Source organism: Mycobacterium sp. 852002-10029_SCH5224772, assembly GCF_001667315.1.
Taxonomy (GTDB): domain Bacteria; phylum Actinomycetota; class Actinomycetes; order Mycobacteriales; family Mycobacteriaceae; genus Mycobacterium.
In genome coordinates this window covers 150,419-170,523 of sequence record NZ_LZHT01000135.1, presented here as the reverse complement: position 1 = coordinate 170,523, position 20,105 = coordinate 150,419, and the positions used below count along the sequence as shown (strand labels likewise).

At 66.0% G+C, this 20,105-nt stretch carries 21 protein-coding genes; 13 read left to right on the top strand and 8 right to left on the bottom strand.

Translation table 11 applies throughout. The features are described 5' to 3' along the window. Position 1 precedes the first annotated feature (1 nt). Complete coding sequence (locus A5775_RS24430) at positions 2 to 1,297, bottom strand: cytochrome P450 (RefSeq protein WP_067258535.1); 1,296 nt, start codon at positions 1,295 to 1,297, stop codon at positions 2 to 4. 193 nt (positions 1,298 to 1,490) lie between these two features. On the opposite strand from A5775_RS24430, the gene A5775_RS24425 reads away from it, so the two are divergent. Beyond that, the gene (locus tag A5775_RS24425) at positions 1,491 to 2,192 is read left to right on the top strand and encodes a TetR/AcrR family transcriptional regulator (RefSeq protein WP_067258530.1); all 702 of its coding nucleotides are present in this window, start codon (positions 1,491 to 1,493) and stop codon (positions 2,190 to 2,192) included. Here the strand turns inward: A5775_RS24425 and A5775_RS24420 are convergent. Both A5775_RS24420 and A5775_RS24415 read right to left on the bottom strand, forming a co-directional pair. Continuing rightward, on the bottom strand, positions 2,108 to 2,548 hold the full coding sequence (locus A5775_RS24420) for a hypothetical protein (protein ID WP_067258527.1): 441 nt from the start codon (positions 2,546 to 2,548) through the stop codon (positions 2,108 to 2,110). The genes A5775_RS24425 and A5775_RS24420 overlap by 85 nt on opposite strands. Next, positions 2,545 to 3,300, bottom strand: a complete 756-nt coding sequence (locus A5775_RS24415) for an enoyl-CoA hydratase/isomerase family protein (RefSeq protein ID WP_067258524.1) — start codon at positions 3,298 to 3,300, stop codon at positions 2,545 to 2,547. Before A5775_RS24415 ends, A5775_RS24420 begins: the two co-directional genes overlap by 4 nt. A 110-nt stretch (positions 3,301 to 3,410) precedes the next feature. Between A5775_RS24415 and A5775_RS24410 the strand changes: the two genes are divergently transcribed. The 5 genes from A5775_RS24410 (at position 3,411) to A5775_RS24390 (ending at position 7,531) form a co-directional block, all read left to right on the top strand. After that, positions 3,411 to 3,830 (top strand): lipoprotein LpqH, encoded by a 420-nt coding sequence (locus tag A5775_RS24410; RefSeq protein WP_067258522.1) that lies wholly within the window; start codon positions 3,411 to 3,413, stop codon positions 3,828 to 3,830. 89 nt (positions 3,831 to 3,919) lie between these two features. Next, the gene (locus tag A5775_RS24405) at positions 3,920 to 5,110 is read left to right on the top strand and encodes an amidohydrolase family protein (RefSeq protein WP_067258519.1); all 1,191 of its coding nucleotides are present in this window, start codon (positions 3,920 to 3,922) and stop codon (positions 5,108 to 5,110) included. A gap of 81 nt (positions 5,111 to 5,191) precedes the next feature. Further along, on the top strand, positions 5,192 to 6,712 hold the full coding sequence (locus A5775_RS24400) for a FadD3 family acyl-CoA ligase (RefSeq protein WP_082953159.1): 1,521 nt from the start codon (positions 5,192 to 5,194) through the stop codon (positions 6,710 to 6,712). Beyond that, positions 6,709 to 7,335 carry a fatty-acid--CoA ligase gene (locus A5775_RS24395; RefSeq protein WP_067258516.1) on the top strand — a complete coding sequence of 209 codons (627 nt, stop codon included), beginning with the start codon at positions 6,709 to 6,711 and terminating at the stop codon, positions 7,333 to 7,335. The genes A5775_RS24400 and A5775_RS24395 overlap by 4 nt, the downstream gene beginning before the upstream one ends. Positions 7,336 to 7,345: 10 nt before the next feature. Then, entirely contained in the window at positions 7,346 to 7,531 is a 186-nt protein-coding gene (locus tag A5775_RS24390) for a bacterioferritin-associated ferredoxin (protein WP_067258512.1), read from the top strand. A 19-nt stretch (positions 7,532 to 7,550) separates the two neighbouring features. On the opposite strand, the gene A5775_RS24385 is transcribed toward A5775_RS24390, so the two are convergent. Beyond that, positions 7,551 to 9,266 (bottom strand): alpha-keto acid decarboxylase family protein, encoded by a 1,716-nt coding sequence (locus tag A5775_RS24385; RefSeq protein WP_067258509.1) that lies wholly within the window; start codon positions 9,264 to 9,266, stop codon positions 7,551 to 7,553. Between the two features lie 35 nt (positions 9,267 to 9,301). On the opposite strand from A5775_RS24385, the gene A5775_RS24380 reads away from it, so the two are divergent. From A5775_RS24380 to A5775_RS24365, 4 genes are read left to right on the top strand one after another with little or no spacing between them, the layout of a single operon-like run. Next, complete coding sequence (locus A5775_RS24380) at positions 9,302 to 9,745, top strand: SRPBCC family protein (RefSeq protein WP_067258506.1); 444 nt, start codon at positions 9,302 to 9,304, stop codon at positions 9,743 to 9,745. Between the two features lie 5 nt (positions 9,746 to 9,750). Beyond that, a complete protein-coding gene (locus A5775_RS24375; RefSeq protein ID WP_067258503.1) occupies positions 9,751 to 10,830 on the top strand; it encodes a CaiB/BaiF CoA-transferase family protein in 1,080 nt (359 codons plus the stop codon). A gap of 58 nt (positions 10,831 to 10,888) precedes the next feature. Further along, positions 10,889 to 11,344, top strand: a complete 456-nt coding sequence (locus A5775_RS24370) for an SRPBCC family protein (RefSeq protein WP_082953158.1) — start codon at positions 10,889 to 10,891, stop codon at positions 11,342 to 11,344. Between the two features lie 58 nt (positions 11,345 to 11,402). Continuing rightward, on the top strand, positions 11,403 to 11,846 hold the full coding sequence (locus A5775_RS24365; RefSeq protein WP_067258496.1) for an SRPBCC family protein: 444 nt from the start codon (positions 11,403 to 11,405) through the stop codon (positions 11,844 to 11,846). On the opposite strand, the gene A5775_RS24360 is transcribed toward A5775_RS24365, so the two are convergent. Then, positions 11,839 to 13,029 carry a pyridoxal phosphate-dependent aminotransferase gene (locus A5775_RS24360; protein WP_067258491.1) on the bottom strand — a complete coding sequence of 397 codons (1,191 nt, stop codon included), beginning with the start codon at positions 13,027 to 13,029 and terminating at the stop codon, positions 11,839 to 11,841. The two genes, A5775_RS24365 and A5775_RS24360, sit on opposite strands and share 8 nt — an antisense overlap. A 224-nt stretch (positions 13,030 to 13,253) precedes the next feature. On the opposite strand from A5775_RS24360, the gene A5775_RS24355 reads away from it, so the two are divergent. Both A5775_RS24355 and A5775_RS24350 read left to right on the top strand, forming a co-directional pair. Beyond that, complete coding sequence (locus A5775_RS24355) at positions 13,254 to 14,465, top strand: acetyl-CoA C-acetyltransferase (RefSeq protein ID WP_067258489.1); 1,212 nt, start codon at positions 13,254 to 13,256, stop codon at positions 14,463 to 14,465. Positions 14,466 to 14,469: 4 nt separating this feature from the next. After that, positions 14,470 to 16,614, top strand: a complete 2,145-nt coding sequence (locus tag A5775_RS24350) for a 3-hydroxyacyl-CoA dehydrogenase NAD-binding domain-containing protein (RefSeq protein WP_067258486.1) — start codon at positions 14,470 to 14,472, stop codon at positions 16,612 to 16,614. 82 nt (positions 16,615 to 16,696) lie between these two features. Here the strand turns inward: A5775_RS24350 and A5775_RS24345 are convergent, their stop codons facing one another. The 3 genes from A5775_RS24345 to A5775_RS24335 form a co-directional block, all read right to left on the bottom strand. Continuing rightward, positions 16,697 to 17,302 carry a class I SAM-dependent methyltransferase gene (locus tag A5775_RS24345; protein WP_067258482.1) on the bottom strand — a complete coding sequence of 202 codons (606 nt, stop codon included), beginning with the start codon at positions 17,300 to 17,302 and terminating at the stop codon, positions 16,697 to 16,699. A gap of 32 nt (positions 17,303 to 17,334) precedes the next feature. Next, a complete protein-coding gene (locus A5775_RS24340; protein WP_067258479.1) occupies positions 17,335 to 18,195 on the bottom strand; it encodes an LLM class F420-dependent oxidoreductase in 861 nt (286 codons plus the stop codon). Between the two features lie 66 nt (positions 18,196 to 18,261). Beyond that, a complete protein-coding gene (locus A5775_RS24335) occupies positions 18,262 to 19,470 on the bottom strand; it encodes an FAD-dependent monooxygenase (protein ID WP_067258475.1) in 1,209 nt (402 codons plus the stop codon). An 80-nt stretch (positions 19,471 to 19,550) separates the two neighbouring features. On the opposite strand from A5775_RS24335, the gene A5775_RS24330 reads away from it, so the two are divergent. Beyond that, positions 19,551 to 20,087 carry a TetR/AcrR family transcriptional regulator gene (locus A5775_RS24330; protein ID WP_082953157.1) on the top strand — a complete coding sequence of 179 codons (537 nt, stop codon included), beginning with the start codon at positions 19,551 to 19,553 and terminating at the stop codon, positions 20,085 to 20,087. Positions 20,088 to 20,105 lie beyond the last annotated feature (18 nt).

Sequence of the window (20,105 nt, the reverse complement as noted above, 5' to 3'; positions counted from 1 at the left end):
TTCAAGCCACAGGTGCGACCGCGTCGGCGGTCGTGAACGTCAGGTGCAGCTCGCTCAAACCCCGCAGGATGTACGTCGGCTCGTAGTTGTAGCGGCGCTCGGCGCTCGGCCCGTGGTGGGCCCCATCGATCTCGATGTGCGACATCCGATCCAGGAGACGCTCGATCGAGACACGGCCCTCGACGCGGGCGAGCGGTCCACCCGGGCACGAGTGCACGCCGCGGGCGAAGGCCATGTGCTCGCGCACGTTCTTGCGGTTGATGTCGAACTCGTGCGGGTTGTCGAACCGGCGCGGGTCGCGATTGGCGGCGCCGGGCAAAATCATCACCACGGTGCCCGCGGGGATGTCGACACCGCCGATGGTCGTGGCCTTACGGGCCAGGCGGGAATCGCTTTTCACCGGGCTCTCCATCCGCAGCGACTCTTCGATGAACGCGGGGATCAGGCTGCGGTCCTCGCGCAGCTGCTGCTGGATGTCGGGCCGGTCGCCGAGCACCTGCAGGGCGGCGCTGAGCAACTTGGCGGTGGTTTCCTGCCCGGCGGCGAAAAGGAAGGTGGCCGAGCGAACCACGTCGATGACCTCGGGCGTCGACCCGTCCGGGTACTTCGCTTCCGCCAGGAAGGTCAGCACGTCCCCGCGCGGCTCGCGACGCCGATCCTCGATGTAGTGACAGAACTTGTCGTCGAGCCATTCCAACGGGTTGATGCCGACCGACTCGTGGTCCAAGGCGCCCACCCGCGCGCCGGGGCGATCGGCACCCAGGACGGTGCGGAACTGCGTGTGGTCTTCTTCCGGGACGCCCAGCAGGTCGGCGATCACCAACGTGGCGAACGGCTTTGAGTACTCAGCGATGAACTCGCACTCACCGTTGTGCAGGAACTCGTCGAGCTGACGGTCGGCGAGGCGCCACATGAACTCCTCGTTCTGCTTGAGCCGGCTCGGGGTCAGCAGCTTGGCCAGCACCGACCGGGCCTTCGTGTGATCGGGCGGATCCATGGTCACCATGTGCTCGAACATGGGGAACGAACTGCGATGCTCGTCGATCTGTGCGCTGATGTCGTCGCCTTCCGGCGTGAACGGCAGCGGTGGGAACGGCCCGCCGAGCGCGACGATGTTGGAGAACGTCTCGGGATCCTTGTAGATCTCGGTGGCTTCCTCGTAGCCGGTGATGGCGACGACGCCGTAGTGCGGCAGGCGCAACACCGGGTTCTGACTGCGCAGGTAGTCGAAGTAAGGATGCGGATCCGGGACCAGAGTCGGATCGGTGAAGAAGTCAATCGAGTCGAAGTTGCTCATCGGAGTGCGTCCCCCTGGGCTGGGTTTACCGGTGGTGTTCGGCGGCAAGCGGTACCGCCGCGTGATTCAGAGATCCAAAATGTGCTGAGCACCTGCTTAGCATGGCGGTAATGTCAGGGTCAAGATGAGGGCGCCGCGCCACGATACGATCCGTGTGGTCGGCATGGGATGGCACACAGTACGGAGCAGGGATATGACATCTGCCCGCAGGATCGGGGCGCCGGACGCGAAAAATCGCGCCTTGTTGCTCGATGCCGCCGAGCAGCTGATGCTCGAAGAGGGCTATGCCGCGGTGACGTCGCGGCGTCTGGCGGGCCGGGCGGGATTGAAACCTCAGCTGGTGCACTACTACTTCCGCACCATGGAGGAGTTGTTCCTCGAAGTCTTCCGGCGCCGCGCCGAGGAGGGCCTTGCGGCGCAGACCCAGGCGCTGCGGTCGGATCAGCCGTTGTGGGCGGTGTGGCGGTTCGGGACCGATCCTGGGTTCACCCAGATCTCGATGGAATTCATGGCGCTGGCCAACCACCGCAAAGACATGCGAGCCGAAATCGCGTACTACGCCGAACGTTTTCGCGAGGAACAGCGGCAAGCGGTGGCCGACGCGCTGCAGCGCTACGGCGTGCAGAACAAGGACGTGCCGCCGGTGGTATGGACTGTGCTGATGACCAGCCTGTCGCGGTTCCTGGTGCTCGAACAGGCGATCGGCATGTCCGGTGGCCACGCCGAGACCGTGGAGCTGGTCGAAAGTTACCTGCGTCGCCTGGAAGGCGAGCCGCGGCCCATCGAAGGTATCCCGCAGACCTGGGTCGTTCACCAGTGCCGAAGCGAGCAAAGTACGCCTTTGGGTCCATCCTTGGATACGACGACGGATCCGTCTACCGCCAAGTCGCAGTGAAGGTTCGGCGCCCCGGGTTCGGTACCTGTGCTCGCCACGACCATCGCATACACGTCGGGTTTCGACAGGTCGAGCTCGTAGCTCCACGGCTTGCCCGGCGCGAGGTCGACGTCGACGTGCGGCGTGAACGAGTAGGGGTTGTGGCTGTAGTCGGCAAAAATGGCCGGCTCATGGTCCAGGTAGTAGATGCTGGTGTAGATCGGATTCTGCGCGGTGACCGTGTACTTGACGTGATGCATGACCGGGTCGTCGGCGTGTGCCCGGCCACTGCCCGCGAGGACACCGGCGGTCACTAAGAGGGAAGTCAACGAGACGGCGGACGCGACGTACGCCGCCGTCCTCAGGTTGATGGTCATGACGCTCCTCGGGCTGCCGGGCGGGATTTGGTGTTGCGGTTCATGACCCGTTCGGCGGCCTGCCAGTGTGGGTCGGCAACCCATAGCCGTGCAAAGGATGCTATCGCCTCGTCAGCAGGAACTCCCCGAATCACGCGCTTTATCTCCGCCGCCGGCCGGCGGGCCAGCGACCTCGCGATGGCTCGCCATCCTTCGTCGGGCGAGTCGAACACGCCGCGGGGCAACACCCGGTCCACCAGACCGATCCGCTCGGCATCAACCGCGCTGAGGGCGGTTCCCGAACCGGCCAACAGGAGCGCCTTGCTCTTCCCGACCAGCGCGGCCAGCCGCTCGGCTCCGCCCCAGGCGGGCATGATCTCCAGCTGCACTTGGTTGAACGCGATCTTGATGTCGTCGGCCGCCACCCTGATGTCGGCGGCGACAGCGACTTCGGCGCCGCCGCCGAATGCGTGGCCGTTGAGTGCGGCGATGACCGGCGCGGGGAAGTCTGCCAACTGGTCGCAGATGGAACGCATCCGCCGTGCCATCGCTGCGGCGTCCGCTTCGGTCCGCAGTGCGCTCAACTCCTTGAGGTCACCGCCGGACACGAAAGCGTGCTCTCCGGCCCCTTTGATCACCAGCGCTTCGGCGCCCGCCGCCGCGTCGAGCGCCTTCTCGAGTTGTTCCATGGTGTCCAGCGCGATGGCGTTGCGCGCGTGGGGGCGATCGATGGTGACTACCGCCAGCCCATCGTCGATCTCTAGGTCGACCATGCGTCATCGCTCCTCGGACAAGAAACCCGATATTGGCATTCTCTTTTCGCGAGAATAACATCATCGCTGCAGGCCCAAGAACTTTCGCCAGCCAGGATGGAGGTGATTCGGTGCGGAACCGAATCGTGATCGCCGCCGCGGCCCTTGCCGTGGCCCTTCTTGGGGCGTGTACGTCACGGTCATCACCCCAAATCTCGAGTTCGGCTTCAGTGACCGTCAACGGCCACGAGCGGAATTTTCACATCGTCAAGTGCGGTCAGAGGGAATGGACTCGGATGATCGACATCGGCAGCAATTTTGCCGGAGCCAAGGTCGTCGTCGACGAGAATGCGCAACCGGCGGCGGCCGAGTCTGTCCACATCCGGAACGTTGGCGGGTTCAGCGGGATGTACTCCCGGGGCGGCGACAGCAACGCCGACATGAGCATGACCGGTGACAAATTCACCGTGAGCGGCACCGCGAACGGCTACAGGACCGACAAACCCAGTGAACCGGCTACCGCGACGTTCAAGATCGTCGTGACGTGCTGACACCGCGCCGAACCGGGCTCGGCGACGCCCACGTTGCGGTTGGGCACCAGTAGAGAATAGTATTCTCACAAATCAAGAAGGAGGATTCCATGGGCCAGTTGTCCCACAAGGTGGACGTTCCGTTCCCGATCTTTGACGCGGATAACCACCTCTACGAGCCGCCGGAGGCGCTGACCAAGTTTCTGCCCAAGGAGTACAAGGACTACGTCCAGTACGTGCAGATCAACGGTCGTACCAAGATCGCCATCCGCGGCCAGATCAGCAACTACATTCCCAACCCGACCTTCGAGGTCGTCGCCAGGCCGGGCGCCTGGGAGGAGTACTTCAAGTACGGCAACCCCGACGGCAAGAGCAAGCGCGAGCTGTTCGGTGAGCCGATGCGCGCCATCCCGGCGTTCTTCGAGCCCGGCCCGCGCCTGGAGACGATGAACGAGCTGGGCCTGGACAAGACTCTGATGTTCCCGACCTTGGCCAGCCTCTTGGAGGAGCGTCTGCGTGACGACCCGCTCGCTATCCACGTCCTGGTGCACGCGCTGAACGAGTGGCTGGACGAGGTCTGGGGCTTCAACTACCAGAACCGCATCTTCACCACACCCGTCATCACCTTGCCGATCGTCGAGAAGGCGATCGAGGAGCTGGAGTGGGCGGTCAAGCGTGGCGCCCGCGCCATCCTGGTTCGCCCGGCTCCGGTCCCCGGCTTCCGCGGTCCGCGGTCGTTCGCGGTGCCCGAGTTCGACCCGTTCTGGGAGCGGGTTGTCGAGCACGACGTGCTGGTCGGCATGCACTCCAGCGACAGCGGCTACTCCCGGTACACCTCCGAGTGGGATGGCGCCGACCAGGAGATGCTGCCGTTCCAGACCAACGCGATGGGCATCCTCAACGAGTGGCGGCCGATCCAGGACTCGGTGGGGTCGTGGGTGATTCACGGCGCGCTCTACCGGCATCCCAAGCTGAAGGTCGCGATCGTCGAGGCCGGTTCGAAGTGGATGACCCCGTTGCTGGACGGCCTGGCCGAGGTCTTCCGCAAAGCGCCGGAGGCGTTCCCGAGTGACCCGGTCGAGATGGTCAAGAGCCGGATTCACGTCAGCCCGTTCTTCGAGGACGGTATCGACGATCTGGTCAAGCTGGTCGGTGTGGATCAGGTGCTGTACGGCTCGGACTGGCCGCACCCCGAGGGGCTGGCGGAGCCGACTTACTACATCGAGGCGTTGTCGCACCTGTCCGCCGAGGACCAGGCGAAGATCATGGGCGGCAACCTCGGTCGACTCGTCACGGTGTGACCCGCGCTGCGACGATCAAGGGCGCGAAGCGCCCGATGAGGAACAGCCCCAGATGACCGGGGCCGTTGCCGGGCGGCGACGATGCGGGACGTGAAGCGCCCTGAGGAGGAGCCGGCCAATCAGCCGTGGCAGACCATCCCCGAGATGGTCTTGAGCGCGGCGGACCGCTTCGGCGATGCGGAAGCAGTCGTCGACGGTCCGCTGCGCCTCACCTTCAGCGAAGTCGTCCAGCGGATACGTTGTGCCGCAGGGTCGTTCGCTGATCTCGGCATCGCCAAGGGCGACCGCGCCGCGATCTGGGCGCCCAACTCGGCGGAGTGGATCATCGCGGCATTCGGGCTGCTCACCGCGGGTGGCGTCCTGGTGCCGGTCAACACGCGGTTCAAAACCGAGGAAGCCGGCGACATCATCGCCCGCAGCGGAGTCAAGGCCGTCCTGGTGCAGAAGGGCTTCCTGGACCAGGACTACACCGCGCCTGCGGGGACTCCGGTCATCGATCTGAAGTCCGACTTCCTTTCCAGCGGTTCGCCATTCGAGCGGCCGGTGAGCGGCACCGACATCTCGGACATCATCTTCACCTCGGGCACGACCGGCCGCCCCAAGGGCGCGATGCTGAATCACCGCCAAACGCTGCGGATGTACGAGGAGTGGGCGACGCTCGCGGATCTGCGCGAGGGCGATCGCTATCTGCAGATCAACCCGTACTTCCACACGTTCGGTCTCAAGGCGGGACTGGTGACGTCCTTCCTGCGCGGCGCGACGATGCTGCCCGTCGCGGTTTTCGACGTCGAGACGGTGGTGGATCTCATTGAACGCGAACGCATCACGATGCTTCCCGGTCCGCCGACGCTGTATCACTCATTGCTGACCGTCGGCGACAAGTCCAAGCTGTCGACGCTGCGGGCCGCGGTGACCGGCGCCGCCGACATCCCGGTCGAACTGGTCCGTCGCATCCACGGCGAGCTGCCCTTCCAAAGTTTGATGACCGGTTACGGGCTCACCGAGGCCGGCAACGTCACGCTGTCGCGGCCCGGCGATTCCTTCGAGGATGTCGCCACTACCGCGGGCGTGCCGTGTGAGGGGGTCGAGGTGCGCATCGCCGACGACGGCGAGGTGCTGGTCCGCGGCTACGGCGTCATGCAGGGCTACCTCGACGATCCGGCCGCCACGGCCCAGGCGATCGATGCCGACGGTTGGCTGCACACCGGAGACCTGGGAAGTTTCGACGACGGGTCCGATGGTGGCGACCCGCCGCGCCCGGCCCCGCCGGGCTCGCAATCGCCACGTGGCCGGCTGCGCATCGTCGGTCGCAAGAAGGACATGTTCATCGTCGGCGGATTCAACGCCTATCCGGCCGAGATCGAGGGTTTCCTGCTCAACCACCCGGCAGTCGCGCAGGCAGCCGTCATCGGTGTCCCCGACGAGCGGATGGGGCAGGTCGGCAAAGCGTTCGTGGTCCGCAAAGGCGACGTCAGTGCCGACGAATTGATCACCTGGTGCCGCGACCGCATGGCCGGATTCAAGGTGCCGCGCACGGTACAGTTCCTTGATTCACTCCCACTCAATGCGACGGGGAAGGTGATGAAGGATCAACTTCGATGAACAACGGTGACATTCATTCGATGGTGATCGCGTCGGACTACCGTATCCCGGATCCGTCCCGCGTATGGCCGCTGCTGGAACGCAACAAAGCGGCGCTGGCCGACATCGGCGCGCACCACGTGCTGGTCTACACCTCGACCCACGACTTCGGCCGTGTCCTGGTGATGATCGGAGTCCACAGCCGTGAGCCGATCGTCGAGCTGCTGCGCTCCCGGGTCTTCTTCAATTGGTTCGACGAAGCAGGCGTCGACGACATCCCGGCGGTATTCGCCGGCGAGATCGTCGACCGGTTCATCGCCCAGCCGCCGAAAACCCCGGCGGCCCCCGGCGTCGTCGTGGCCGCCATCGCGTCCGTCAACGACGTCACCCTGCTGACCTCCGAAGTCAGCACCGCGATAGACAGATTCACCACGGCGGGAATCCGAAAAACCTGGGTATTCCAGGCTTTCGACGATGATCACGAAGTGCTGATCCTGCAGGAGTTCCCCGACGAAGAAAGCGCGCGGCAGTGGATCGACCACCCCGACGCCGCCGCGCAGTGGATGTCGGGAGCGGGCATCGGCGCCTACCCTCCGCTGTTCGTCGGCCGGTTCTTTGACATGATGCGCATCGAGGCGGACTGAGGATTCGCCGGTGTTCGTGTGCCTGTGTAACGGGGTCACCAGCCAGACCGTGACCGATGCCGTCGAGTGCGGGGCGTCGACCACCAACGAAGTCGCCCAGGCGTGCGGAGCGGGCACCGATTGCGGTCGCTGCCGGCGGACGGTGCAGGCCATACTGCGATCCTCCTCGCCAGAGCACACACCCAACTCGACCTGAGGCGAGCGGCGCCGCGTTGTCAGCGGCGCGGACTGCCATCCGGTGACGTCGGTCGGACGAGTTCGACGAGCAGGCGGGGAATCTCGAGCCGCGGCAGTACCACCTCGACGAAAACCATGCGGTCTTTGTGTTGGGCGGCGGCGGTCAACGCGTCGTCGAGTTCCCCGTACGTCTGGACCCGGAACGCCAGGTGATCGGTGACCCCCAGCGCGTGGGGAACGTCCGTCCACTTCCAACTGACGATGTCGTTGTACGGCGCGGTCTCGCCGTGGATGGCGCGCTCAACCGTGTAGCCGTCGTTGTTGACCACCACGATGACGGGGGAGAGCCCCTCGCGCGAGAAGGTGCCGAGCTCCTGGACGGTCAGTTGCGCGGCGCCGTCCCCGATGAGCAACACCGTCCGGCGGTCCGGATGCGCCACCGCGGCCCCCAGCGCGGCGGGCAGCGTGTAACCGATTGAGCCCCATAGCGGTTGACCGATGAAGGTGACTCCCTGCGGTAACCGGTGGTCGGCCATGCCGTAGAAGGAGGTGCCCTGGTCGGCGAGCACCACGTTGCCCGGTGTGAGGGCCCGACAAAGCCGATCCCACAACATCTTTTGGGTAAGGGGTTGTTCGCGCGGCGGGGGCGGCGGGGGCGGCTCGGCCGGCGGCAACGCCACCGGTGGCGACGAGATCTGGCGCCGGACCAGGATGGTGGCCAGTGCTTCCAGCGCGGCGCCCATCTCCAATGGCGCGAAGACTTCTCCGGCCACACTGCTTTGGTACTGGGCGACGTCGATGGTCCGGGCCGGGTCGACCCGCTGGCTGAAGAAGCCGCTCACCATGTCGGTGAACACGACTCCGGCGGTGACCAGCACGGGCGCCTCTTCGATCGCGGTGCGCACCGCCGGCGCGCTGGCCGATCCCGCGTAGATCCCCAGGAAATTCGGTGAGCTCTCGTCGAGCAGGCTCTTGCCCCACATCAGCGTGGCGTGCGGAACGACATCCGCAGAAAGCAACGCCTCGAGCTCTTTGATCGCTTGCAGGCGATGGACCAGCAAGTCGGCGAGCACGGTGAGCCGGTGGTCGCCGATGAGTTCGGTCGCGGCCTCGACGAACATCGCCAGCGCGCGGGGGCTGGTGCCACCGGTGTAGCGGGGCAGCGGAGCATCGGGCGGTTCGGTGGGAAAGCGGGCCACGTCGGCGGACAGCAGGATGTATCCGGGTCGCTTCTGCTCGCGCACCTCGCACAGCACCCGGTCGATCTCTCGGCGGGCCGTTGCGGGCATGAGATTGGCTTGAGCGCACGTGATTTCGCGGCTTACCCGGAAGAAGTGCTCGAAGTCACCGTCGCCGAGCGAGTGGTGCAGCGCCCGGCGGGTGCCCTGGGCGTCCTTGGAGGGGCCCCCGACAATGTGCACGACGGGCACCTGCTCGGCGAAGCTGCCCGCGATCGCGTTGGCCGCGGACAGCTCACCGACACCGAATGTCGTTACCAAAGCCGACATTCCGCGCAGCCGCCCATACCCGTCGGCGGCATACCCGGCATTCAGCTCGTTGGCGTTGCCGACCCACCGCAGGGTCGGGTGGGCGATGATGTGGTCGAGGAACTCCAGGTTGTAATCACCGGGGACGCCGAAGATTTCCGAGACGCCGAGTTCGGCGAGACGGTCCAACAGATAGTCACCGACGGTGTATGCGGGATCGGTCGCGGCATCAGTCACAGCCCCGACGGTACGCTCGGCCGAATCCATTCCGGGCGCGTCGCCGGGCCAGTATCGTGCGGGCCATGGCACTCAAAGAATCCCGCGACATCGTGATCGAAGCCAGTCCCGAGGAGATTCTGGACGTCATCGCCGATTTCGAGGCGATGCCGGATTGGTCGGAACCGCACCAGAGCGCGGAGGTCCTCGAGACGGGCGACGACGGGCGCCCCCGCCAAGTGAAGATGAAAGTCAAGGTCGCCGGGATCACCGACGAACAGGTGGTCGCCTACACCTGGGCGGACAACGTGGTGAGCTGGACGCTGGTCAGCTCGTCGCAGCAGAAGGCGCAGGACGGGAAGTACACGCTGATACCGCAGGGCGACAACACTCTGGTGAAGTTCGAGCTGCTCGCGGATCCGAATGTGCCGCTGCCCGGCTTCGTGCTGAAGCGTGCCGTGAAGGGGACGATCGACTCCGCCACCAAGGCGCTGCGCGAACGGGTGCTCAAGGTGAAGAAGGGCCAGTAATCACGGTGGGCGGCGGCGGCCCGCTGGCCGGGGTGAAAGTCATCGAACTCGGCGGCATCGGACCGGGCCCGCATGCGGGAATGATGCTCGCCGATCTGGGGGCCGACGTGGTGTGGGTGCGGCGGCCTGGCGGTCTCGAAATGCCGACCGAGGACCGTGACTTGCTCCACCGCGGCAAGCGCGTCGTCGACCTGGATGTCAAGACGCGGCCGCAGGCGCTGCTGGGCCTGGCCGCCAAGGCCGACGTGCTGCTGGACTGCTTCCGGCCCGGCACGTGCGAGCGGCTCGGTATCGGTCCGAAGGATTGCGCGGCGGTCAATCCGCGCCTGATCTTCGCGCGGATCACTGGCTGGGGGCAGGACGGACCGCTGGCGCGCACGGCGGGCCACGACATCAACTACCTGTCGCAGACCGGCGCGTTGTCGGCGCTCGGCTACGCCGACCGGCCGCCGATGCCGCCGCTGAATCTGGTCGCCGACTTCGGCGGCGGCTCGATGCTGGTGCTGCTCGGCATCGCCGTCGCGCTCTACGAAAGGGAACGTTCGGGCAAGGGACAGGTCATCGACGCGGCGATGGTCGACGGGGTCAGCCTGCTTGCCCAGATGATGTGGACGATGAAGTCCACTGGCGCACTGCGCGACCGACGCGAATCGTTCCTGCTCGACGGCGGCGCCCCGTTCTACGGTTGCTACGAGACCGCCGACGGCGGATACGTGGCCGTCGGCGCCATCGAGCCACAGTTCTTCGCGGCATTGCTGAAAGGGCTTGGCCTGTCACCCGAGGACGTGCCCGGCCAGCTCGACCGGGACTCCTACCCGCAGATGCGCGACGTCTTCACCACACGGTTCGCCAGCCGAACCCGTGACGAATGGGCACGGACGTTCGCCGGCACCGACGCGTGCGTCACCCCGGTGCTGACGTGGACCGAAGCCGCGACCGACGACCACCTGCGGGCGCGGTCCACGGTGATCACGGCGCACGGCGTCGACCAGGCCGCACCCGCACCGCGCTTTTCGCGGACCCCGCCAAGCCCGGTCGCGCCACCGCCGGCGACGACCACACCGCTTGACGAAATCAACTGGTAGACAGTCGATTACGCCGATCCATCCCATAACCGGGCTGGCGTTGCTAAATTTGATCTCAGTGGCCGTAAAAGCATCACGCGAATTTGTCGTCAACGCGCCGCCAGAAGTTGTCATGGAGGCGCTGACAGATGTCGGCGTCCTATCGTCGTGGTCACCCCTGCACAAACACATCGAAGTGATCGACCGTTATCCCGACGGCCGCCCCCACCACGTCAAGACCACCATCAAGATCCTGGGGCTGGTCGACAAGGAGATCCTGGAATATCACTGGGGCCCCAACTGGGTCTGCTACGACGCCAAAGGCACTTCGCAGCAGCACGGTCAGCATGTCGAGTACAACCTCACACCCGAAGGCCTCGGCCAGACCCGGGTGCGTTTCGACATCACCGTCGAACCCGGCCGGCCCATGCCCGCGTTCATCGTCCGGCGGGCGAGCGAAAGCGCTCTCGACGGGGCGGAAAAGGGATTGCGCGAATTGCTGATGCGCGGCAGCCCGTCAGCCGAGTCGGAATAGTCGTCGTCGGTGGTTTTCGGCCTCCGTCGGCAACGAAGCTGTTGTTAACTTGTAGGTAGTGGCCGTACAAGCATCGTCCGAAATCGTTATCGACGCGCCCGCAGATGTGATCATCGACGCGCTCGCCGACATGGACAACGTGCCGTCGTGGTCCGCGGTGCACAAGAAGGCGGAAGTCGTCGACAGGTATCCAGACGGACGACCGCGCCACGTCAAGGTCACCATCAAAGTGATGGGCATCGTCGACACGCAGCTGCTCGAGTACCACTGGGGGCCCGATTGGATGGTGTGGGATGCCAAAAAGACCATCCACCAACACGGCCAGCACGGCGAGTACAACCTGATCCGCGAAGGCGACGACAAGACGCGGGTGCGATTCGCCATCACTGTCGAACCGTCAGCGCCACTTCCTGAGTTCGTGGTCAGCCGAGCCCGCAAGAAAATCCTGCGCGCAGCGCTCGAGGGACTGCGAAGGCGCGTTATGGATGGTCCGCCTAGGTAACGGCGCGCAGGGCTCCCAGCCGCCTGATCGCCTCATCGAGCGTGTCGTCGCGCTTACAGAAGGTGAAGCGCACCAAGTGATTCCACACGTCGGCCGACCCGTGTGTGGCGTCCGGATCGCAGAACGCCGACATCGGGATGGCGGCGACCCCGACCTTTTCCGGTAGCGCCGCGCAGAACGCGGTGCTGTCGTCGTAGCCCAGCGGGCGCGGATCGGCGCACAAGAAATACGTGCCGGCGCTGTCGTGCACCTCGAACCCGATGTCGATCAGCCCAGCGGCCAGCCGATCGCGCCTGGCCTGCAAAGTGGCGCGCAGGCGGTCCACCCACGCGCCCTCCTTCTCCAACGCCAGCGCCACCGCCGGCTGGAATGGCGCGCCGCCGACATAGCTCAGATATTGTTTGGCCGCGCGTATTCCGGCGATGAGTTGTGCTGGGCCGCAAGCCCACCCGATTTTCCAGCCGGTGCAGTTGAACATCTTGGCCGCGCTGGAGATGGTGATCGTTCGCTCGGCCATGCCGTCGAAGCCGGCCAGCGGCACGTGTTGCCGCCCACTGGGGGAGGTGTACACCAAGTGTTCGTATACCTCATCGGTGATCACCAACAGGTCGGCCGCGACGGCGACCTCCGCGATGGCGGCCAGCTCGGTCGCGCTGAGCACTGTGCCGGTCGGGTTGTGCGGTGAGTTGACGATCAGCGCGCGGGTCCGTGGTGTCACCGCCCGGCGCAGCGCGTCGGCGTCCAGCGCGAAACCACGGCCGTGGGGGACCAGCGGCACGGTCACCCGCCGCGCGGAGGCCATCGCCACCACCGGCGAGTATGAGTCGTAGAACGGCTCGATGAGCAACACCTCCGAGCCGGGCTCGACCAGACCGATCACCGCCGCGGCGATGGCCTCGGTCGCCCCGACCGTGACCAGCACCTCGGTGTCGGGGTCGTACCCGATGCCGTATTGGCGCTGACGCTGGGCGGCGATCGCGTGCCGTAGCGGCGCGATGCCGATTCCCGGCGGGTACTGGTTGACGCCGTCGGCGATGGCCTCCTGGGCGGCCTTCAGCATGGCCGGCGGCCCGTCCTCGTCGGGAAAACCCTGGCCGAGGTTCACCGCACCGATCCGCGCGGCCAGCGCCGACATTTCAGCGAACACCGTGGTCGCGTACGGACGCAGTCGCGAGACCGTCATGGTCGTCGAGCTTAGGGCCCGGCGACTACGCGCGCCGGTGCGGCTGGCCGCACAGTCGGCGACGAATGTGAGGCTGGGCGCACACAGGGTTGATATCCGGGACCGTGCCGCTGACCAGCGGTGACCTGCTCAACCAACAGGTTGGCCGGGCCCTGCTGTTAGGGTGGCGGGGGACCTAGTCTTGAAGACGGGATTCGAACCCTATTCGCGAACAGGAAGTCGTCATGTCCGAAGAAGCTTTCATTTATGAGGCCATCCGCACACCGCGGGGCAAGCAACGCCACGGATCGTTGAACGAGGTCAAGCCCGTCAACCTGGTCGTCGGCCTGATCGAGGAAATGCGCACCCGGTTCCCCGACCTGGACGAGAACCTGATCAGCGACGTCATCCTCGGTTGTGTCTCCCCGGTCGGTGACCAGGGCGGCGACATCGCCCGCACTGCCGCACTAGTAGCCAAGCTGCCCGAGACCACCGGCGGCTTCCAGCTCAACCGGTTCTGCGCGTCGGGTCTGGAGGCGGTTAACCTGGCCGCGCAGAAGGTGCGTTCCGGCTGGGACGACCTGGTGCTCGCAGGTGGTGTGGAGTCGATGAGCCGGGTGCCGATGGGCTCCGACGGCGGCGCCTGGGCGCTGGACCCGGAAACCAACTATGCGGTCGGGTTCGTGCCGCAGGGCATCGGTGCCGACCTGATCGCGACCATCGAGGGCTTCTCCCGCGACGACGTCGACCGCTTTGCGTTGCGCAGCCAAGAGAAGGCCGCCGCGGCCTGGTCGGGCGGCTACTTCGCCAAGTCGGTGGTCCCGGTGCGTGACCAGAACGGCCTGGTGATCCTCGACCACGACGAGCACATGCGTCCCGACTCCACCCTGGAAGGTCTGGGCAAGCTCAAGACCGCGTTCGATGGTATCGGCGAGATGGGCGGCTTCGACGACGTGGCACTGCAGAAGTACCACTTCGTCGAGAAGATCAACCACGTGCACACCGGCGGCAACAGCTCCGGCATCGTCGACGGCGCCGCGCTGGTGCTGGTCGGTTCGGAGGCCGCCGGCAAGTCGCAGGGTCTGACTCCGCGGGCCCGCGTGGTGGCGACCGCCACCAGCGGCGCCGACCCGGTCATCATGCTCACCGGCCCGACACCGGCCACCCGCAAGGTGCTCGATCGCGCCGGTCTGACCCTCGATGACATCGACCTGGTCGAGATCAACGAGGCGTTCGCGTCGGTGGTGCTGAAGTTCCAGAAGGACCTGAACATTCCCGACGAGAAGCTCAACGTCAACGGCGGCGCCATCGCGATGGGCCACCCGCTGGGCGCCACCGGCGCCATGATCACCGGCACCATGGTCGACGAGCTCGAGCGCCGCAACGCGCGTCGTGCCCTGGTCACACTGTGCATCGGCGGCGGCATGGGTGTCGCCACCATCATCGAGAGGGTTTAGGGCCATGGCAGAGAACACTATTCAGTGGGATAAGGACGCTGACGGCATCGTCACCCTGACGCTGGACGACCCCACCGGGTCGGCCAACGTGATGAACGAGCACTACAGCGAGTCCATGCACAACGCCGTCGAACGCCTTGCCGCCGAGAAGGATTCGATCACCGGTGTGGTGATCACCAGCGCAAAGAAGACCTTCTTCGCCGGCGGCGACCTGAAGGGCATGATCAACCTCGGCCCCGAGAACGCCGGCGAGGCGTTCGACACCGTCGAATCGGTCAAGCGCGACCTGCGTGCCCTGGAGACCCTGGGCAAGCCGGTGGTCGCCGCCATCAACGGCGCCGCGCTGGGCGGCGGACTGGAGATCGCGCTGGCCTGCCACCACCGGATCGCCGCCGACGTCAAGGGATTGGTCGTCGGCCTGCCCGAGGTGACGCTGGGCCTGCTGCCGGGTGGCGGCGGGGTGACCCGCACCGTGCGTATGTTCGGCATCCAGAACGCCTTCATGAACATCCTGTCGCAGGGCACCCGCTTCAAGCCGGACAAGGCCAAGGAGATCGGCCTGGTCGACGAGCTCGTGGGCTCGATCGACGAGCTGGTGCCCGCCGCCAAGGCGTGGATTAAGGCCAACCCCGACTCGCACGAACAGCCTTGGGACAAAAAGGGTTACAAGATGCCGGGCGGCACCCCGGCCAGCCCGGGGCTGGCCGGCGTCCTGCCGTCGTTCCCGGCGTTGCTCAAGAAGCAACTCAAGGGCGCCCCGATGCCGGCGCCGCGGGCCATCCTGGACGCGGCCGTCGAGGGCGCGCAGGTGGACTTCGACACGGCCAGCCGCATCGAAAGCCGTTATTTCACTTCGCTGGTCACCGGCCAGGTTGCCAAGAACATGATCCAGGCGTTCTTCTTCGATCTGCAGCACATCAACGGCGGCGGGTCACGGCCCGACGGCATCGAACCGGTCAAGATCAACAAGATCGGCGTGCTGGGCGCGGGCATGATGGGCGCCGGCATCGCCTACGTGTCGGCCAAGGCCGGATTCGACGTGGTGCTCAAGGATGTCAGCCTCGAGGCCGCGCAGAAGGGCAAGGCCTACTCGGAAAAGCTTGAGGCCAAAGCACTCCAGCGGGGCAAGACCACCGAGGAGAAGTCCAAGGCGCTGCTGGACCGCATCACGCCCGCGGCGGACCCCGCCGACCTGGCGGGCGTCGACTTCGTGATCGAGGCCGTTTTCGAGAACCAGGAACTCAAGCACAAGGTGTTCGGTGAGATCGAAGACATCGTCGAGCCGAACGCGCTGCTGGGGTCGAACACCTCGACGCTGCCGATCACCGGTCTGGCGACCGGCGTCAAGCGCCAAGAGGACTTCATCGGGATCCACTTCTTCTCACCGGTCGACAAGATGCCCCTGGTCGAAATCATCAAGGGCGAGAAGACTTCCGACGAGGCCCTGGCCCGGGTGTTCGACTACACGTTGGCCATCGGCAAGACCCCGATCGTCGTCAACGACAGCCGTGGGTTCTTCACCAGCCGGGTGATCGGCACGTTCGTGAACGAGGCGCTGGCGATGCTGGGCGAGGGCGTGGCCGCGGCCAGCATCGAGCACGCGGGCTCGCAGGCCGGATATCCGGCGCCGCCGTTGCAGCTGTCCGACGAGCTCAACCTGGAGCTGATGCACAAGATCGCCGCCGCTACCCGCAAGGGCGTCGAGGACGCGGGTGGCACCTACGAGCCGCACCCGGCCGAGGCGGTGGTCGAGAAGATGATCGAGATCGGACGGCCCAGCCGTTTGAAGGGCGCCGGCTTCTACGAGTACGCGGACGGCAAGCGGACCCGCCTGTGGCCGGGCCTGAGCGAGACGTTCAAGTCGGGCAGCGCGGACATTCCGTTGCAGGACATGATCGATCGCATGCTGTTCGCCGAGGCACTCGAGACGCAGAAGTGCCTGGACGAGGGCGTGCTGACCTCGACCGCCGATGCCAACATCGGCTCGATCATGGGCATCGGCTTCCCGCCGTACACCGGTGGTAGCGCGCAGTTCATCGTCGGCTACTCCGGTGCCGGCGGTACGGGCAAGGACGCCTTCGTGGCCCGCGCCAAGGAACTGGCCGCCAAATACGGCGACCGCTTCCTGCCGCCCGCGTCACTGAGCTGAGTCCTGCCGCTTCCACGAGCAGACGCGAAAGCCCCCGAAACAACGAGGTTTCGGGGGCTTTCGCGGTGTGTCGTCCCGAAAGCTACCGGCGCCTTTGGAACAGGTAGTACCGAGCCGGGGTCTTCTCGGCGCGGTCCAGCTCGCGTTCCGCACCCGCCGACAGCAGCGCCCAGCTTTGGGCGAAGCGTCGTTCCATCTCGGCGTGATCGACGCCGCGCACCCCGACCCGGCCGCCGGGCACGAACGCGACGATCAGCAGTCGCGCATCGGGGGCGGCCACGGCGCTGATCTCCCGGACGTAGGCGTCGCGATCCGCGTCGCTCATGTTATGCAGGCAACCGTTGTCGACGATCAACTCGAAGTTCGCACCGATCCCGGCCTGGCTCAGCTGTGTGACGTCGGCTTGGACGAAGTCCACCGCCGCGCCGGCCGCGCCGGCCTTGGCCCGCGCCCGTTCGAGGGGCTTGGCCACGAAGTCGACAGCGGTGACCTTCCAGCCGTGCTGGGCGAGGTAGATCGAACAGTCACCGGTACCGCATCCGAGTTCCAGGGCGGACCCGGCGGGAAGCGCGGCGGCGTCGCCGGTTCCCTCGACCAGGTCCCGCACGCTTTGCGCGAGCGGATGACCGTCCCACGGGGTGAAACCGATGCGGTAAAAGATCCGAAACAGCGTCTGTTTGGCAGCCATAGCTCACCTTAAGCCGCGCGGCCGGTCACCCTCTATCGGGTGGCGGCGGCGATTCGGCGCCATTCCGCGCGCGGGAAGGCTCGTGGATCGGCGCGCAACACCTGGACGCAGACATGATCAGCGCCCGCGGAACGATGCTCGGCGACCCTGCCCATGATGGCGTCTTCGTCACCCCAGGCGATGATCGCGTTGAAGAGGCGATCGCTCACCTGCGACACATCCTCTTCGGAAAAGCCGCTGCGCAGCAGGTTGTTCGCGTAGTTGGGCAATGCCAGATACGATCGCAGCCAATCGGTTCCGATCTGGCGTGCCTCGTCGGCGCTGTCGGTCAGGATCGCCGTCTGCTCCGGCAGCAGCAGGGGGCCCTGGCCCAAAACCGAACGGGCAGAAGCGGTGTGGTCGGGAGTGACCAGGTACGGGTGGGCGCCTCCGGCGCGGCTCGCGGACAGCTTCAGCATCTTCGGTCCAAGCGCGGCAAGAACCCGCCGCTCGGTGGGGACCGGCCGCGGCGCGGCATCCAATCCGTCCAGGAACGACGCCGTCGCCGCCAGTGGTTTGCGGTAGCGTCCGGGCTGGCCGGCGTCGATCAGCGGGGCGTGGCTGACGCCGATTCCCAGCAGGAAGCGGTCCCCGTGCTCGGCGGTCAGCGTCGCATAGGATTCGGCGACGTCGCCGGGCGAATGCATCCACAGATTCAGGATGCCGGTGGCGATCACGGTCCGCTTGGTCGCGGCGAGCAGATGACCCACCGAGTCGAACACCGGCCCGCCGACGTCGGGTATCCATAGCGCGGTGAAACCGAGTTCATCGAGTTCGGCTGCCGCGTCGGCGGATTCGCCCGGGTCGCCGTAGCGCAGCTGACTGCTCCAGATCCCAACGCCCGTCAGTTCCATCTGATGCCTTCCCTTCGTGGCATGCGCGCCGCGGCTGCTCGGGTCCGCGGTCTACTGGACATGCTGTCAGACGTCACTTCCGGAGTATTCGGGGACCGGCATCGAATCGTGCATGCGGACGCCCTTGGTGTTCAGCTTGGCCAACGACCGGGACAGCGATCCCGGCATCGCCGAGATCAGTTGGGCACCACGGGTTAACGCCCAGACTCCAGTTCGGGAACGGGGGATGATGCCCTTGGCGGCGCCGCGGGCGAAGGACCGGCTGCGATGCACCGGTTCGCGCATCTGCAGTTCGTAGGCGGCGAAGGCGCGCAGGTGGTCGCCGTCGGCGCGGGCGAGTTCTCCGGCCAGCACGTAGGCGCCGAGGACGGCAAGACTGGTGCTGCCGCCCACCGCCGGGCCGGGGCAGTATCCGGCGTCACCGACCAGGGTGACACGGCGGCGCGACCACCTGTCCGTGCGCAGCTGGGTGATGGAGTCGAAGTAGAAGGTGGGCGTGCGCTCGATTTCGGCCAGCCAGCTGTCCACCTGGTCATGCATTCCGGCGAAGGCGTCGTGCAGTAACTCCTTCTGCCGCAACACATCATGGTGGTCGTAGTCCAATTCGTCCTGGCTCCGAAAGAGAAACACCGCCCGCGCGTCGTCCAAGTGATCCGCGGTGTAGATCCCGGCGAAGCGGCCGACACCGACGTGGCCGACCATCTCGCCGGGGCCGACCAGCGTCTTGGGTGCCGACACCACCGACAGATATCCGCCGAGGAAACGCGTCAGGCCGGCCTCCTCGCCGAAGGTGAGGTGCCGAACGTTGGAATGCAGGCCGTCGGCGCCGACGATGACGTCGAAGGCGCGTGCCGGGGCGTGCTCGAACGTCACGGTGCCGTCGTGTTCGATCGCGGTGATCGAGTCGCCGAACAGGTACTCGACGTCGTCGCAGGCGGCGTCGTAGTAAATCTCGCTGAGGTCGTCGCGCATGATTTCCAGGTGCCGGTCGGAACTGGCGGCGTAGATCTTGGTGAGGTCGACCTCGGTGGGCCGGCCCCGGCCTTCTCGGTACAACGCCAACCGGTTCGTTCCGGTGGCCAGAGCCTCGAGGCGCGGCAGGACGCCCATCTTCGCCGAGATCTCCATTGCGGGGCGGAACAAGTCGACGGCGTGACCGCCGGTCTTGCGCAGCGTCGGTGCGCGCTCGACGACGGTGACGTCGAAGCCGTAACGGGACAGCCAGTACGCCAGCACCGGGCCGGCGACGCTGGCGCCGGAAATCAGTATCCGCACGATCCACCTCCCGTACTTACTTAACGATCGGTAAGCATAGCATCCCGCTTACCGATCGGTAAGTCAGATAAACTCGGGAAGTGAGCAGGCCCCGATCAGACACGCGAGAGCGGATTCAAGAGGTCGCTCGCGAGCTCTTCTTGCAGCGGGGCGTGCAGCGCACCAGCCTGCAGGACATCGCCAACCAGCTGGGCATCACCAAACCCGCGTTGTACTACCACTTTCCGTCACGCGAGGACCTGGTGCGCAGCATCCTGGTGCCGCTGATCGACGAGGGCGAGCGATTCGTCGCCGACCACGAGAGCCGCGGCGATACCGACGCTCGCGAGTTACTAGAGGGCTATTTCGATTTCCACTACCGGCACCGCCGGGACCTGGTGCTGTTGCTGACCGAGTTGTCGACGCTGATCGACCTGGACCTCATCGACACCGTCCTCGCGTGGCGCGAGCGGTTGGCCAGGCTGGTGTTCGGTGAGACGCCGACGCTGGCGCAGTCCACCCGCGCGGTCGTCGCGTTCGGCGGTTTGCAGGACTGCTGTGTTCAGTTCCCCGATGCGCCACAGGAGGAGTTGCGCGAGAAGTCGGTCGCGGCCGCACTCGGCGCGCTGCGCGGATGAGGTCTGGCCGGGCTACAG

Bases quoted from the DNA above. Each gene is read 5' to 3' on its own strand.
- A5775_RS24380 (WP_067258506.1), top strand. From the start codon at position 9,302: ATGGCACTCAAAGAATCCCGCGACATCGTGATCGAAGCCAGTCCCGAG.
- A5775_RS24395 (WP_067258516.1), top strand. From the start codon at position 6,709: ATGAACAACGGTGACATTCATTCGATGGTGATCGCGTCGGACTACCGT.
- A5775_RS24360 (WP_067258491.1), bottom strand. From the start codon at position 13,029: ATGACGGTCTCGCGACTGCGTCCGTACGCGACCACGGTGTTCGCTGAA.
- A5775_RS24385 (WP_067258509.1), bottom strand. From the start codon at position 9,266: ATGGATTCGGCCGAGCGTACCGTCGGGGCTGTGACTGATGCCGCGACC.
- A5775_RS24430 (WP_067258535.1), bottom strand. From the start codon at position 1,297: ATGAGCAACTTCGACTCGATTGACTTCTTCACCGATCCGACTCTGGTC.
- A5775_RS24415 (WP_067258524.1), bottom strand. From the start codon at position 3,300: ATGGTCGACCTAGAGATCGACGATGGGCTGGCGGTAGTCACCATCGAT.
- A5775_RS24340 (WP_067258479.1), bottom strand. From the start codon at position 18,195: ATGGAACTGACGGGCGTTGGGATCTGGAGCAGTCAGCTGCGCTACGGC.
- A5775_RS24345 (WP_067258482.1), bottom strand. From the start codon at position 17,302: ATGGCTGCCAAACAGACGCTGTTTCGGATCTTTTACCGCATCGGTTTC.
- A5775_RS24400 (WP_082953159.1), top strand. From the start codon at position 5,192: ATGCGGGACGTGAAGCGCCCTGAGGAGGAGCCGGCCAATCAGCCGTGG.
- A5775_RS24405 (WP_067258519.1), top strand. From the start codon at position 3,920: ATGGGCCAGTTGTCCCACAAGGTGGACGTTCCGTTCCCGATCTTTGAC.
- A5775_RS24350 (WP_067258486.1), top strand. From the start codon at position 14,470: ATGGCAGAGAACACTATTCAGTGGGATAAGGACGCTGACGGCATCGTC.
- A5775_RS24425 (WP_067258530.1), top strand. From the start codon at position 1,491: ATGACATCTGCCCGCAGGATCGGGGCGCCGGACGCGAAAAATCGCGCC.
- A5775_RS24420 (WP_067258527.1), bottom strand. From the start codon at position 2,548: ATGACCATCAACCTGAGGACGGCGGCGTACGTCGCGTCCGCCGTCTCG.
- A5775_RS24355 (WP_067258489.1), top strand. From the start codon at position 13,254: ATGTCCGAAGAAGCTTTCATTTATGAGGCCATCCGCACACCGCGGGGC.